Raw genomic sequence first — 15,881 nt, forward strand, 5'->3', positions numbered from 1 at the left:
GAACATGAAAAAATTATTATTATCTATTTTATTTTTGACCGCCTTCGTATTAGGGGCATGTAATAGCGAACCAACAGAAACAAAAGCAAGTGAAGAAAAAGAAGAGCCTACTACTATTACTTATCAATCTGAAGAAGGTCCAATAGAAGTTCCCGCTGATCCGAAAAGAGTTGTTGTTGTTTCTTCATTCGCCGGGAATGTTGCAGCGCTTGGAGTTAATTTAGTAGGAGTAGATTCTTGGTCTAAAGAAAACCCTAGATACGAAAGCTATTTAGCAGATGTGGAGGAAGTATCAGAGGAAAATCTTGAGAAAATTATAGAACTAAATCCGGACTTAATCATCGGTCTTTCAACCGCTAAAAATTTAGATAAATTAAAAGAAATTGCACCAACTGTAACATTCACTTATGGAAAAGTAGATTACTTAACACAGCATTTAGAAATTGGAAAACTATTAAACAAAGAAAAAGAAGCACAGGATTGGATCAATGATTTTAAAGAACGCGCTAAATCAACTGGGGATGAAATAAAAGGAGTAATTGGTGAAGATGCAACCGTTTCAGTAATTGAGAATTTCGATAAACAACTATATGTATTTGGTGACAACTGGGGTCGTGGAACGGAAGTGCTTTATCAAGAGATGGGCTTAAAAATGCCCGAGAAAGTAAAGGAAATGGCATTAGAAGCTGGATACTATGCTTTATCTTTAGAAGTATTACCTGAATTCAGTGGAGACTATGTCATTTTTAGTAAAACAGCAGATCAAGACAACTCTTTCCAAGAAACAGATGTATACAAAAATATCCCTGCTGTGAAAAATAATCGGGTTTTTGAAGCAAATGCAAAGGAATTTTATTTTAATGATCCAATCTCATTAGATTTCCAACTTGAATTCTTTAAAGACCACTTCATAAGCAGTAAGTAATAATGACGGAGGATCCTAGTAATGGATTCCTCCCTCTTTCATGAGAAAGGATAAGTAGTATGAAAACTTCTGTTCAGTTTGGTATAAAGTTTTTCATAGGGTTGGCCATGCTTCTGACTATGTTTATCATTTCTGTGGTGTTTGGTGCAGCAGAAACAACAATGCAAGATGTGTGGAGTGCTATTTTTACAAATATGAAGAGCGATGAAATTAATATTCTTCGAGAAATTCGTTTACCTCGGGAAGTTGCGGCAATAATTGTAGGTGCTGCTCTTGCTGTTTCTGGAGCCATTATGCAAGGTATCACCCGTAACCCTCTTGCTGATCCTAGTTTATTAGGATTAACTTCGGGAGCCAACGCAGCACTGGCTATTACAATCGCTCTGTTACCTGTTACCAACTATTTAGGGATAACAATTGCATGTTTTATAGGCGCTGCTATTGGTGCATTAATGGTTTTTAGTCTCGGTGCTGTAAAAAAAGGCGGTTTTTCTCCATTTCGAATCGTTCTTGCAGGTGCGGCAGTTTCCGCTTTTCTATACGCAATCGCAGATGGTGTTGGAATTTACTTTAAAATTTCAAAGGATGTTTCGATGTGGACAGCAGGAGGTTTAATCGGTACCTCTTGGAAACAACTTGCAATCATAAGTCCTTTTATTGGTGTAGGCATTTTAATTGCCCTACTACTCTCTAGACAACTTACTATTTTAAGTCTCAATGAAGAGGTTGCAGTTGGACTCGGACAAAAAACTGTTCAAATAAAGATTATCTTATTCATTGCCGTTATTTTACTAGCCGGTGCTTCAGTTGCAATTGTCGGTAATATGGCGTTTGTGGGATTAATGGTTCCTCATATTGTACGCGCTGTTGTTGGCACCGATTACCGTTACATAATTCCTATGTCCATTGTTGTAGGAGGCATTCTCATGTTGATAGCGGACACGTTAGGCCGAACAATAAATATCCCTTATGAAACACCTGTTGCTGCAATTATTGCAATAATGGGATTACCTTTCTTCTTAATAATAGTCCGTAAAGGAGGAGGCAAATTCCGATGATTCAATCTGAACTAATAAAAAAACAACGTATAATTCTGTTTAGTTTACTTACTCTACTTTTATTTACAGCTTTTATTAGTGCTGGACTTGGGTACTCTTCTTTATCATTTGATCGTCTTGTACAGACTATCTTAGGGAATGGGACATTCAAAGAAGAATTTGTATTATTTTCTATACGATTACCAAGAATTATTATAACAATTCTTGCCGGGATGGCATTAGCACTTTCTGGAGCAATCTTACAAGGAATTACACGAAATGATTTATCAGACCCAGGTATTATTGGCATAAACTCAGGGGCAGGAGTAGCAATCTCTTTATTTTTCTTATTCTTTCCCATAGAACCAGGTTCTTTTGTTTATTTACTACCTGCTGTTGGGTTTATTGGAGCATTACTTAGTGCAGGTTTTATTTACCTTTTATCTTATAATCGCAAAGAAGGTTTGCAACCAGTAAGATTAGTTCTTACCGGAGTAGGTTTTTCCATGGCATTATCTGGTTTAATGATTGTGCTTATCTCCTCTGCCGAGAGCCAAAAGGTAGATTTTATCTCAAAATGGATAGCCGGTAACATTTGGGGGGCTGATTGGCCATTTATTTTTGCCCTCTTACCATGGTTAATTATTTTAATCCCCTTCACTCTTTATAAAGCCAATAAGTTAAACCTTTTAGGGTTAAGTGAGCCTGTAGCGGTCGGTGTTGGCGTCTCCATAGAAAAGGAACGTATTGTTCTGTTATTGGCAGCTGTCGCTTTGGCAGCCTCTGCTGTTTCTGTTACTGGAGGTATTGCTTTTATAGGTTTAATGGCGCCACACATAGCTAAGTCATTGGTTGGTCCTAGACATCAATTATTCGTACCAATAGCGCTTTTAATAGGCGGTTGGCTTTTACTCTTTGCAGATACAATTGGTCGAAATATTATTGAACCAAATGGAATTCCAGCAGGAGTCATGGTCGCCCTCATAGGTGCTCCATATTTCATGTATTTGTTATGGAAGGAATAATTTGGAAGAAAAAAACACGAACGGCTGTAGCCGCTCGTGTTTTTACTTTATTGTCTAAAAATTCTCTCGTCCTGTTTTATATATTTAACATTTGATGATCAATAAATTGAATTATATTACTTGAGCAGTGTCTAATGTATTTGCTATCATCAAATAGCTTGCTTAGCATTACACCACCTTCTATCACTGCAATAATATAAGTAGATGCCTCTTCAGTATTTATATCTTCTCTAAATTCTTTATTCTCTATCCCTTTTTCAATAATCATAGTTAATTTTCCGATAAAAGTTTTCATCGCTTGCTGAGCCTTCTCTTTAAGGAAAGGGTGTCCATCGTCGCTTTCAATGGCTGTATTTAATATCGGACATCCTCCTTCCAAAGAGTCGTTTTCAACGAGATCGATATAGACGTTGCAAATTGCTAACAAACTTTCTTTAGAATTACTTGCATTCTCTAGTGCTTTGGAAAGGAAAGACAGAATTTGCGAAAATGAATAATCAAAAGCCGCCAGAGCTATTTCATCCTTGTTTTCAAAGTGATTATAAATGCCACCTTTTCTTATACCACAACGCTCTATAATCTCTGAAAGAGAAGCGCCTGTATATCCTTTTGTATTAAATAAACCGGCCGACTCGCGGATTATATGTTCTTTTGTAATTTGTCCCTTTCGCATTCATCATACCTCCCATAAAAAAGTACCGTTTGGTCTCAAAACATTATACTACGTTTAGAATAACAATCAATAAATATGTAAATTTTCGTGTAATTAAAAATTGTCTTGCAGTCTAGTTTGCGATATGTTAAATTAAAACAGACCGGTCGGTACTAAAATAGAGAGAGGATTTGTTTATGCAAAAGAAATGCTTAACAATTCGAGGCAGAGAAGTGTACTTTTTGGATGATGGTTTGATAAATGCCCCTGCTGTACTTTTTTTACATGGTTTCCCGGAATCTTCATTGCTTTGGGGAGAAATAGTCACGTCTGTACAGAAGGCTGGTTACAGAGCGATTGCCCCAGATTTACCTGGCTTTGGTCAAAGCGAAGCTTTTAATGAACCTTCTACCTGGGAGAGATATATGGAATTTATAAGCGACTTTTCAGAAGAGCTTTCTCTAGAACAATTTCATCTTGTCACCCATGACTGGGGAAGCCTTATAGGAACAAGATGGGCATGTAGCAATCCTGAACGTGTTCAAAGTTTAATCATTGCAGATGCTACTTATAGTCCTGATTTTGTTTGGCATAAAGACGCATTAATTATGCGTTCTCTTGGTGGTGGAGAGCAATTTATTGAATATCTAAAAAATAAATCAGTATTTGAGGGTTTTATAAAAAAATCAATTCCAAATCTTTCTCAAGCAATTGTGGAGGATTTTTATAAACTATTTTCAGATCCAACAAGAATTAAAATCGCTCTAGAATTATACCGTTCGGGTGATATGGATAAACTAGAAATTTATCGTGGACGTTTAGCAGAATTTCTATCAATGCCGGTTTCTATCATTTTCGGCGAGCACGATACTTATATACTCCCGGAATATGGTCGGAAGTTAAAAGATGAAGAGTTACACCATGCTAATTATTACATCATTCCAGGGGCAGGTCATTTCACCCCTTTGGAAGCCCCAATCGAATTTATAGCTATTCTCACAAAACATTTAAAAAGCGTATAACTGTAATTCCCATAAACATAAATAATGGACTGCTTTATGCCGCAGTCCATTCTAACTTTATTTATTCAAATAATTATACATTTTTTCTGGGTAATCTGTAAAAATCGCGTCCACTTTGACAGCTCTAAGCATATCTGCATATGCTTCTTCATTCACTGTGAAAACACGAAGCTTTCTTCCGCTAGCAACCGCTTCTATTCCCATCGGTCTTAGCGCAGTCGGGAAAAAGGCATGAAGCGCATCAGCTCCAACTATACGCGCATAATCATGTGGAGCGATCATTACTTCCATAAATAAAATGGCCGTTTCTATTTGAGGAGCCAACTTCTTAAAAATTCTGACCATTTCATGATTGAAAGACGAGATTACAACACGATCCTCTAATCGATAATCCTTCAACATTTCCAGAACCTTTCGTTCCATCCCCTCATATGGGAAAACATCTGATTTCAATTCAATATTTATATGATGATGTGTATCTTTAAATACATATAATACTTCTCTAAGTGTCGGAATTTGTTCTCCCTTAAATTTAGAAGAAAAACTCTTACCAAAATCATACTTTTTCAGCTCTGCTAGTGTCATGTCCTTGACGAAGCCTTTTCCGTTAGATGTACGGTCAATTGTCTCATCATGAATGACAACTAGCTCCCCATCCTTTGTCATATGAACATCAAATTCTACCCCATGTACTGGAAGAGCTGCAGCTGCTTTGAACGAAGCAATCGTATTTTCTGGATGTGTCCCTGCCGAACCCCTGTGTGCATACACTTTCAAGTGAAGACCTCCCATCAATATTCTTCCTTTTATATACTTCCTATTATACACAGTTAGAACCTAATAATAAAAACGCCATCTCCAAAAGGAAATGACGCCATATACATTAATCCCTCGGTGGGATAGGAATATATTTTAGCTTAGGTGGTCGTGCTTTTTTAAGAATAGTCCATTGTAGACTTGTTTGAACCATTTGTCTCAAGTGAGTGAAAGGTAAAGATTTTAATCGTTTATTCGAAATTCTCAATGTTACATTGCGTTCGTTTAAACCCAATATGTATCTCTCCTTTTCGATTGAACGATGTCTTCATCATTCATCATATAGATAGTTTATGAAAGAGATGTGAATGTTATGTTTAGAGTTTGTTAATCTAGTGGCTTTCCAATATATTTTTGGTAGCTTTCGTAAGGGGATTGGTTGCTTTGCTTACCTCCAATTCGACTTCTGTTTTTAAGAAAGGCGCTTGTAACACACTTTAATAGCCACCTGTTTTCGAATTGTTTCCGGAGTGCTATGGACAGACTTTGGCACCATTATTACCGTAGAATTATTTTGAAAGGGTGGTCGTGACTGTCGTCACGACCACCCCTTCTTTTTTCGGTAATCTTATCGCTATCTTCTGTCCGTCGCCCTCGTGCAACATTTGGAGACTGGTTTTGAAAATAAGAGAATAGATGCTGCCTATTTATATTGTAAGCTCCCGAAGATGCCGTTTCGGTCGATATCGTTCTCCTCTATTAGGTGAGTGCTTACTATTTTTCTATATTCAACATGATAGTAATTCCCTTCTTTAGGATATTTATTAGTGACTGATTTATACCTCAAACCTTATCGATACTTTGTTTAGTGTTATCTCTGCAGGATCGTAGCATGACACTGAAAAAATCTATAGAATTTGACTTTACTAAAAAATGTCGTCAGATAAATAAGAAAATCGTTGAAACGGCTCCCTTTCCGCGGGCGTTGCCTTAGCCTCCTCGCTGCGCTGCGGGGTCTTCGGCCAACGCTATTCCAGCAGGAGTGTCGCCTTTTTCAACGATTTTCTATAAATACTAATTGAAAATTCACATGATAAAAACATGCTCTTTTAATGGCATGATGATTTCCTAAATTGAAAAGCGGATAATAGTTAATTGTAGTGGATGGCGGCGACTCCAGCCGGAATAGCAAATGTTTTCTGCACCGAAAGCGAAGCGTCAGGTGCATGAGCTGAAGACCCTGGACTGAGCGTAGCGAGGGAAGAGGCTGAAGCCATGCCGGCGGAAAGCGTCCGCCTGGAACGGAAATTAACGGGTCCAAAATAAATATTGAGAATGTGAACAACTTGTCGGTTGAGGACTTTTTCAGTGTCCTCAGCGTAAGAAAGGAAAGCTAATTGCTCCTCGTCAAATGGAAGGTAAACTAGTTACTAAATTAATATTCTTTCCTACTCTTTAAAAAAAGGATGACCCAATTGGGATCATCCTTTTCTATAAAAATGAGTATGCTGGATTGTTTGAAATCCTGCTTTAGTATAGATAGATAATGCAGCTTCATTATCTGTTTCTACGTCTAAATATACGAATGTTTTTCCTAAGAGATATGCTTCGTTTTTAGACCAGTTTAATAGTGCAGTTGCTACCCCTAGACCCCGTGCTCTTTCATGAACAGCTAGTCCGGTTACCCATAACTTGTTAGAATCATCTACTAAAGAAACAGTACCTACAACGTCATTATCCATTAATGCTACGATGAGTTGACGATTTGGCGTGACTGTATTAAATGCAATTAGTTCTCTAGCTTCCTCTTCGGTGTCTCCAAAAGCACTTACTAACACTTCTATTACTGCGGATTCTTCTTCCTTGTAGGGAATAATTTTAATATCATTTGAAACGGAAGTTATTTCTGCAGTTGCTCCCATCGTTCTCTCCGAAAAGTCACGGGTGTACCCAAGCTTCGTTAGCAAAAGTTGACCTGCTTCTGCAGTTTCTGGAGTTATTGCTAAATCGGTCTCTGCTCCTCTAAGCTCTAAGTTTCTTATCAGTTCCTTTACAAGTTGATCCCCAATTCCTTTACGACGGATGCTCGGTAAAACTAGTGCACTCCACTCGAAATCCGATGTAGCGATGCGATCTATAGCAGTTGCTAACCCAATTAACCTATCTGATTCGTCATCGTATGCTAACACGCAAAAACCTTTTAAATGATAATCCGTCAGTTCATCTATACTTAACAAAGAAGTATAGTTTTCTTTATCTTTCATAGATGCTTCTTGTATCAATGCTTTTATTTCTAGCATCGTATCAACATCTAATGGTATTGAAACAGTCATAAAAGAAATATGCATATTTCCTCCTTAAATTTTTGCATTGGTCAACATATTGTAATAGCGACCTTTTTGTTTTAATAGATCTTCTTGACCTCCAGCTTCTACTAGCTCTCCACCTTCCATTACGAATACAAGGTCAGCTTTTCTAACTGTATTTAATCGATGGGCAATAACAAAGCTCGTTCTACCTTCCATTAACCGCTCGAGCGCTTCTTGGATCTTTAGTTCCGTGACTGTGTCAATACTAGAAGTTGCTTCGTCTAATAAAAGTAAGGCCGGATCCGCTACTAATGCTCGTGCGATCGATAATAGTTGTTTTTGTCCCTGGCTAATCTCTCCACCATCGGCCGTTAATATCGTATCATATCCATTTGGCAGCTTCATAACAAAGTCATGTGCATTAGCTTCTTTTGCTGCATTTATTACTTCTTCATCTGTTGCATTTAATTTGCCGTACCGAATATTTTCTTTTACCGACATCTCAAAAAGGAAAGGATCCTGTAATACAAATGCTGTTTGGCTACGTAATGTATGTCTAGGTAATTGGTTCATAGGAATCCCATCAATCAATATCCGCCCATCATTCACTTCATAAAAACGTGCTAGAAGCTGCATTATAGTAGTTTTACCAGCACCAGTTGCACCAACTAAGGCAGCAGTTTTCCCTGCTTCTACATGGAAAGACACATGCTGAATAGTTGGTTTTTCTTCCTCTTGGGTGTATCGAAACGTTACATCCTCGAAAGTGACATTTCCTATTAGTTTATAGTCCTTATTATCAACAGCAGCATCTAATTCTTCCGGTTCATCCATAATCGTAAAAACACGTTCCGCCCCAGCAATAGCGGAAAGAACCGTATTAAATTGATTGGCTAAATCATTTAAAGGACGAGTAAATTGACGAGCATACTCCGTAAAGATAACAATTTCACCAATCGTCACATAATTATAATATGCTAAGACACCACCCGCTGCGGCTACAAGTGTAAAGCTTACATTATTTAATAGGTTCATCACTTTTGGAATAAAACCCGAGTATGTAAGTGCCCAAAATCCAGTTCTTTTCAATCGATCGCTTTTCACTGAAAATTCTTCTAGCATACGACTTTCTTGTGAGAATGCCTTGACGATTCGTTGACCAGAAATAGTCTCTTCAATCATTCCATTTAATTCGCCGACCGCTTGCTGCTGCTCTTTAAACAATTTAGATGTTCGTCTCGTAATCCATCTCATTGCAAAATACATAAATGGAACAATTGTTAAAGTGATTACTGTAAGTAAAGGGCTTAATAAAAGCATGACCGCGGCTGTGCCTACTAATGTTAATATACTTGAAAACACCTGGATGAAGGAAGAATTCAACGTCTGGCTCACATTTTCAATATCATTTGTCATTCGGCTCATTAGCTCGCCATGCTGTCTTCTGTCAAAAAATGATACCGGTAATTTTTGTAGCTTATTAAATAGGCCAGTTCGCATTCGATAAATCGTTTGTTGTGAGATTCCAATCATCCAATAACTTTGCAAGTACATCGTGATCGATAAAAAAACATATACAATGACAAGAATTCCAATTATCTTTGCGAGACCTGCAAAATTACTTTTAGTTAAGTATTCATCTATTATGACACCAATCAAATAAGGTCCTAGTAATGCTAAAGCGGAGCTTGCAACTACCAATACAAGCACGATTATTAATAAGAATCGCTGTTCATCAACTAATTTCCATATACGTGAGAGTACACCTTTCCAGTCGGATGCTTTCTCTACTTTCTTCTTATTGCTTTTGTTCAAATCTTCCTTAGTTACTATAGGTTCATAACCAAAAGGCTTACGAATGAAGTTCAACATAATTGTCTCCCTCCTGCTGTGATTCTGCAATTTCTCTATATAAAGATGAGCTCTCCATCAACTCATCATGGGAACCATATGCTGAAACTTTTCCCTCTTCTAGTAATAGTATTTGGTCTGCACCTTTAGCAGTCCTAATTTTTTGAGTAATCACTAGCATAGTGGCTTTTTCATCCTCTAATGCTTCCCATAAAGCATTTTCTGTCGATACGTCTAATGCACTTGTGCTATCATCTAACAATAGAATTTCTGGTTTTCGAACTAAAGCACGTGCAATCGAAAGTCTTTGCTTTTGTCCCCCAGAAAGATTCACTCCCTTTTGACCAACTCTCGTATCATATTGATCGGGGAATTGCTCAATCGAATGATGAATTTGTGCTTGCTTTGCCGCCTCTCTTAATAACTCCTCCGTTGCTGTAGAGTCTCCCCAACCTAAATTTTCTTCAATACTCCCGGTAAATAAAATCGATTGCTGTGGGACAAGTCCTATTACCTGGCGAAGCTCCTTTAATGGCCATTCCTTTACATCTACTCCATTAATTAAAATTTCTCCTTTTGACACATCAAAAAAGCGGGGAATTAAATTTAACAGAGTTGACTTTCCAGAACCGGTTGCCCCCATAATTGCTAGTTTTGAGCCAGGTCTGACAGTAAAAGATACATCCTTTAAAACTGGAACATCTGTTGTAGGATAGTGAAATGATACATGATTAAATTCAATTTCCCCTATTCCAGGGAGAGAATCAGGAGTATCTGTCTCAATTTCTTCTATTCCTTCCTTCACTAATAACACTTCTTCCATACGCTCGGACGATGCCTTAGCACGCGAGAAGAAAATGATGATAAAGGCAAACATGGAAAAAGCACCAGTCATACGCGTTGCATAGTTCACAATCGCAACCACTTCACCCATCTGGGCATTTCCAACTTGTATTTCCTTTGCACCAAACCATAGAACTGCCATTAAACTTACATTCATCACAAACAGAAGGACTGGTAAGATTAACTCCATTATGCGAAAGGCAGTTATATTATCTATTTTGAGACTATCTGCTACTTTGGCAAATCGAGTGGCTTCGAAATTACCACGTAAATATGCCTTTATTAAACGTACTGCCTGCAAATTCTCTTGGATTTTACTAGTCACACGGTCTACACTTCTTTGCACTTTTCCAAAAAGCTTTAATCCCCTTCTACTCATCCAATATAAGAACACGACTAGAAAAGGAGCACCAATTACTAAATATAGCGCTAAATAAGGATGAACTACAAAGGACATAATAATACTTCCAATAACAAGTAAGGGAGCTCTTAACATGATGCGAAGTCCCATAAAGATTAAGTTTTGCGTAATGGTCACATCTGTTGTTAATCGTGTAATTAAACTGGAAGTAGGAAATTTTAAAAAGGTTGCCATCGTAAACGATTGAATCTTTTTAAATAGCGCTTGCCGGATGTCATATCCATAGCTTTGCACTGCATGAGAAGCGATGTATGTATTAATAATCCCTGCCAAAAATGCAATGAAAGACAGAGCAAGCATAATGCTTCCCCAAAAAATGATTTTGTGTTGATCTCTTGCTAATATTCCATCATCAATAATAGTTGCTATTAATAATGGTTGAATTAGCTCTACGGATAGTTCAGTCAGCATAAAGAACAAAGCAGTAGCTACAAGCCATTTATATGGAGATAAATAAGATAAAACTGTCTTCATGTTTCATACACCCCTAGATTCTTCGTTACACGAATTAATTATCGGTATGACCTATTATGCCATAATCAATCAAGAACAGATAGAAAAAGATGACTTAAAATTCAAGTCATCTCAGATTATTCTCATTATTTTAATAATTGACCGGTAGGTTAGTAGAAATGTTTAACTTTCAATCCCTTCCGTTACTTTCTTTTTCCACTTAATTTCTCCTGCAACCGAGAGCCATGTAACAAAAACAAGCATCACTACTACTCCAAAGTATTGCCACGCTCCCAGTATTTGTCCAAACCATATTACAGAAATAATCATGGCCGTCAAAGGCTCTAAGCTAGAAAGAATACTTGTTTCTACTGCAGTTATGTATTTCATACTGGATAGAAATAGAACAAATGCAACTGTACCGATTAAGATAATAAAAACAATCATCCAATTGAATGGAGATTCCGCTAGAAAAACCCATTCATCTGAACGCCATAATTGAGTGATTGTCCCTAGCAATACACCCCCGATTAACATTCCCCATCCGACAACAATCAGTACTCCCCATTCCTTCATGAGTCTTGCTGGATACACCGTATAAAACGCAAAAGTAAGACCTACACTTAACCCCCAAAGTAAAGCTTCGGTACTTATTAATAAATTGTTCACTTCAGCATTGGTCAACAAATAGAAAAGTCCAATAAGTGTGCCGATTATACCGACTACCTGATATTTTGGTGGGAACATTTTACTTTTCCAAGAAACAAATAGAATAATATAAATAGGTCCTAAAAATTGCAATAATGTTGCTATAGATGCATTACTAGCATCAATTGCTGCCACGAACGTGTACTGGACACCTAGCATTCCAAAAATACCGAAGATAATTAATTGCCTCCACCAGCTAGGCTCTTTCCAAATGGCAAAAATTTGTTTACCACTCAATCGCATAAATAGTAGAAGAAAAAAACCTGCTACAGTTAATCTTATAGTTAGGAAAAAAGGAACAGACAACCTACTATTGTTGAATACCCACTCCATCATCGGACCTGTTGCGCCCCAAAGCATAGAACCACTAACTATTAATAGTATACCTTTCCAGCGATTCACTTTCTTCTCACCTCATTTTTAACGTTGTTATTTTATGTACCAAATATTATGAAGGGACTATTTAACTATTGTTTTTTACAATATGATTATTTTGTTCTAGAGTAATGACTAATTTACCTATATTCTATATAATTATAAATAAACAAAATAGATTACTATGAAAGGGGTTGAAAAGATGTATTCGATTGAAGCAACATTAGATTCAAGCAGCTCTATTTTCAATAATATACCTTACCCAGCCTTTCTTACGGATAAAGAAGGTAACATAATTTGGTGGAGCAGAGAAGCTGAAAGACATTTTGGTTTTAGTCATGATGATGTAAAGGTAGAAAACCCACCTTTACTTGACAGTAGTGTAAAAGAATCTTTTTCTGATATGTATGATACTTATTCACACAATGAAGATCCTGTCCGCTTTGATTCTATTCTGCTATATCATGAAAACGGTGAAAATTCTATTGCTTCTATTGTGGCAAAATCCTTTACTATAGACCATTATTCGTTTGTTATATTTTTAATAGATCTTGATCATTTACCTAAATCCGAAGAAGCTTCTTTTTTAGAATTACAAGCAATTAAAAAAAGCTTATCCGATTCCTATATGGTTGTTTACTTAGACAAAGAAGGTTTAATTACTAATGCAAATTCTCAATTTTTAAAGAAAAGTAATTGGACGCCAAAACGTATTTTAGGAAAATCATTTTGGCAAATGTTTCCTGATACTTCCGAACATCAAATGGTTGCCACTAACATCATGAAATTACTCCGAAAAGGAGAGAGTTTCCAAGGCACCATCGAAAAAATAACAAAAGATGGAATTAATTATTGGGTTGAATTACTTGCTATCCCAGTAAGAGATACCCAAAATAATACCCTCTACTATTTATTATTGGAAGAGGAAATTACTGAAAAAAAATTATTGCAGTCTCGTTTAGAGAAAATTGCATATGTAGATACAGAAACTGGACTTATGAGTAGACACCGCTTAGAGGATATTGTAACAGAATATATAGAAGAGAAGAGACATTTTTCATTTGTTTTTATTACAATTGATCAATTTTATACATTAAGAGAAATTTTCAATGATCAAACCGAATCCAAATTATTAATTGAGTTTGCCAAAAGATTAAAAGTATATTTTGAAGACACTACGATTGCTCGTGTCGGAAGAGATGAATTTGCACTGATTACTCCTTTAAGTGATTGGTATATCCAAGGATTTACGAATTATCTTAGACAAAACCCTATTTATTTAAATAATAAAGTCATTCCTATTACAATAAGTGGGGTAATTACAAAATACCCAGAAGCCCAGCATTCTTACTTACATTTAATAAAAGCTTCCAATACAACAATCCAAAAAGTTAAGCAAGAAGGCGGTGGAATGATAGCCAGTCTTTCTCAATCTGAACATAATAAACTAAGTCGAACAATACAAATTGAGAAACGTCTTCTAGAAGCATTAAATCATCGAGATTTGCATGTAATGTACCTCCCACAAAAAGATCTGGAGTCAGGAAAAATAACCGCTGTCGAAGCTCTTGTTCGATGGGAAGATGAAGTACTTGGAGTAATTTCGCCTGAGGAACTTATTCCAATTGCTGAAGAAACTGGTCTAATAAATGAAATTGGTACCTTTATGCTTGAAAAATGTTGCGAACAAGCAGCGATTTGGCACAATAAAGGATTTCCAATAAAGGTTAGCTTCAATTCTTCTATAAGAGAATTCCGAGACAAAAATATGGTGAAAACCATTCGAAAAGTGTTGGAGAAGTATGATTGCCCACCTGAAGCATTACAAATAGAATTTACTGAGAAATTTGCATTAGAAGCAGAAGCAGAAAAATCTATTATCCAACAAATGCAAACGCTCCAGCAAGATGGTGTGACATTCGTACTGGATGATTTCGGAACTGGCTACGCATCGCTGCGATACTTGCAACTTCTGCCAATCAGCCAACTGAAAATCGATAAATCATTTATCGGTTCACTTTTACAACAAGAAAAGCTCCAACAGCTTGTGCAAGGACTAATTCAATTTGGACACTCCTTGAGTCTACGAGTAGTTGCAGAAGGAGTAGAATCAGCAGAACAATATAGCCAATTAGAACAAATAGGCTGTGATGCTTTACAAGGGTATTATATAAGTCGTCCGATTTCTACTAAAGAAGTGGAAAATTTGTTAAACAAAGAAGCAAAAACCGTGAAAAACATATAAGTTTTTCACGGTTTTAATTTTGGTTGTTTTTTCGTTTTTAATAGCAGCTTTGTAATTATCTCTGCAAATACTAAACCTACTGCAATCGCTCCTGAAATCATTAAAGCATGTGATGCATACTCAATAGCAACAGCGTAATCCCGCTCCACAATATGTCGCATTGCGTTATACGCAACTCCCCCTGGAACTAATGGGATGATTCCTGCAACACTAAAAATAATCATTGGCATTTTAAAGTGTTTGGCCATTAGATGTGCGACAAAAGCTATTGTAAAGGCACCAGCAAATGAGGATTTGACTGGATCATTACTTAATTCATTTATATACGAGTAAATTAGCCATCCTGTCATTCCAACTAAGCCACAATAAAAAAGTGAATTTTTGGGAGCATTAAAAACTATTCCAAATGCTGTTGCTGCAATAAAGCTTAGTATTCCCTGCAATAAATAAGACATGGCCTTCCTCCTTAGAATGACAATACAATTGCAACTCCTGCCCCTATTGCAAATGCAGTAAGAAATGCTTCCGCTCCTTTTGATAATCCAGACATAAAATGTCCTGCCATTAAATCACGAATAGCATTTGTAATGAGCAGTCCAGGAACAAGCGGCATTACAGAACCTATAATAATTTTATCTATATCCCTTCCAAGACCATATTCAACTGAAGCAATAGCTATTACGCTAATTATTAATGCAGCTAATAATTCTGCAAAAAACTTAACCTTTGTTTTTACCTGTAGCGTTTCAGATACTGTGTATCCTATTCCTCCTGCTAACATGGCTAAGGGTATATCAGTAGGATTTGCACCGAAGAGTAAGAGAAAAGCCCCCGATGCTATGGACGCCGCGATTATTTGTATCCAAAAGGGATACTTTTTATGTTCTTCCTCTATTTTTTTTAATTCTAAATACGCTTCATCCAAAGTAATTACTTTATTGGCTAAATTTCTGGAGACAGCATTAACGAGTGCAATTTTTTCTAAATCTGTTGTTCTATTACTAATTCTTGCTAATCGAGTTGGAATAGCTCTGTTTCCGCTGAAAAGAATGCCTGTTGGCGTCACAAAGCTTTGCGATTCGGTTAATTGTTGCGACTGAGCCATGCGATCCATGGTATCCTCTGCACGGTAAGTTTCCGCTCCACTTTCCATCATTAATCTACCTGCAAGAATACAACACTCTACTGCTAAATCATAATCAGGTCTCAATCGAAACACCTTCCTTCCTCTATTTACGATAATCTTATCGAACGATGAA

General features: G+C 36.8%; 13 protein-coding genes. 5 read left to right on the forward strand and 8 right to left on the reverse strand.

Features of this window, described 5'->3' with window-relative positions:
* The first annotated feature begins 4 nt into the window (after positions 1-4).
* From AM499_RS13000 to AM499_RS13010, 3 genes are read left to right on the forward strand one after another with little or no spacing between them, the layout of a single operon-like run.
* The gene (locus tag AM499_RS13000; protein WP_053590626.1) at positions 5-925 is read left to right on the forward strand and encodes an iron-hydroxamate ABC transporter substrate-binding protein; all 921 of its coding nucleotides are present in this window, start codon (positions 5-7) and stop codon (positions 923-925) included.
* A gap of 59 nt (positions 926-984) precedes the next feature.
* Positions 985-1,983, forward strand: a complete 999-nt coding sequence (locus AM499_RS13005; RefSeq protein ID WP_053590627.1) for a FecCD family ABC transporter permease — start codon at positions 985-987, stop codon at positions 1,981-1,983.
* Entirely contained in the window at positions 1,980-2,987 is a 1,008-nt protein-coding gene (locus tag AM499_RS13010; RefSeq protein WP_053590628.1) for a FecCD family ABC transporter permease, read from the forward strand. Before AM499_RS13005 ends, AM499_RS13010 begins: the two co-directional genes overlap by 4 nt.
* A 76-nt stretch (positions 2,988-3,063) precedes the next feature.
* On the opposite strand, the gene AM499_RS13015 is transcribed toward AM499_RS13010, so the two are convergent.
* Entirely contained in the window at positions 3,064-3,660 is a 597-nt protein-coding gene (locus tag AM499_RS13015; protein WP_053590629.1) for a TetR/AcrR family transcriptional regulator, read from the reverse strand.
* A gap of 176 nt (positions 3,661-3,836) precedes the next feature.
* On the opposite strand from AM499_RS13015, the gene AM499_RS13020 reads away from it, so the two are divergent.
* Entirely contained in the window at positions 3,837-4,661 is an 825-nt protein-coding gene (locus tag AM499_RS13020) for an alpha/beta fold hydrolase (protein WP_053590630.1), read from the forward strand.
* 57 nt (positions 4,662-4,718) lie between these two features.
* On the opposite strand, the gene AM499_RS13025 is transcribed toward AM499_RS13020, so the two are convergent.
* The 5 genes from AM499_RS13025 to AM499_RS13045 form a co-directional block, all read right to left on the reverse strand.
* Positions 4,719-5,438: a glycerophosphodiester phosphodiesterase gene (locus tag AM499_RS13025; RefSeq protein ID WP_053592195.1), complete on the reverse strand. Its 720-nt coding sequence runs from the start codon at positions 5,436-5,438 to the stop codon at positions 4,719-4,721.
* Positions 5,439-6,898: 1,460 nt separating this feature from the next.
* Entirely contained in the window at positions 6,899-7,765 is an 867-nt protein-coding gene (locus AM499_RS13030) for a GNAT family N-acetyltransferase (RefSeq protein WP_053590631.1), read from the reverse strand.
* A 9-nt stretch (positions 7,766-7,774) separates the two neighbouring features.
* Positions 7,775-9,598, reverse strand: coding sequence for an ABC transporter ATP-binding protein (locus AM499_RS13035; RefSeq protein ID WP_197275554.1), 1,824 nt, complete (start codon positions 9,596-9,598; stop codon positions 7,775-7,777).
* Positions 9,579-11,315 (reverse strand): ABC transporter ATP-binding protein, encoded by a 1,737-nt coding sequence (locus AM499_RS13040; RefSeq protein WP_053590632.1) that lies wholly within the window; start codon positions 11,313-11,315, stop codon positions 9,579-9,581. The genes AM499_RS13035 and AM499_RS13040 overlap by 20 nt, the downstream gene beginning before the upstream one ends.
* 162 nt (positions 11,316-11,477) lie before the next feature.
* On the reverse strand, positions 11,478-12,404 hold the full coding sequence (locus AM499_RS13045; RefSeq protein ID WP_053590633.1) for a DMT family transporter: 927 nt from the start codon (positions 12,402-12,404) through the stop codon (positions 11,478-11,480).
* Positions 12,405-12,579: 175 nt separating this feature from the next.
* On the opposite strand from AM499_RS13045, the gene AM499_RS13050 reads away from it, so the two are divergent.
* The gene (locus AM499_RS13050) at positions 12,580-14,622 is read left to right on the forward strand and encodes a bifunctional diguanylate cyclase/phosphodiesterase (RefSeq protein ID WP_053590634.1); all 2,043 of its coding nucleotides are present in this window, start codon (positions 12,580-12,582) and stop codon (positions 14,620-14,622) included.
* Positions 14,623-14,627: 5 nt separating this feature from the next.
* Here AM499_RS13050 and AM499_RS13055 read toward each other — a convergent pair whose 3' ends face one another.
* A complete protein-coding gene (locus AM499_RS13055) occupies positions 14,628-15,077 on the reverse strand; it encodes a threonine/serine exporter family protein (protein WP_053590635.1) in 450 nt (149 codons plus the stop codon).
* Positions 15,078-15,088: 11 nt separating this feature from the next.
* Positions 15,089-15,841, reverse strand: coding sequence for a threonine/serine exporter family protein (locus AM499_RS13060; RefSeq protein WP_269432325.1), 753 nt, complete (start codon positions 15,839-15,841; stop codon positions 15,089-15,091).
* Between the last annotated feature and the right edge of the window lie 40 nt (positions 15,842-15,881).

It is taken from the genome of Bacillus sp. FJAT-22090, assembly GCF_001278755.1.
Taxonomy (GTDB): domain Bacteria; phylum Bacillota; class Bacilli; order Bacillales_A; family Planococcaceae; genus Psychrobacillus.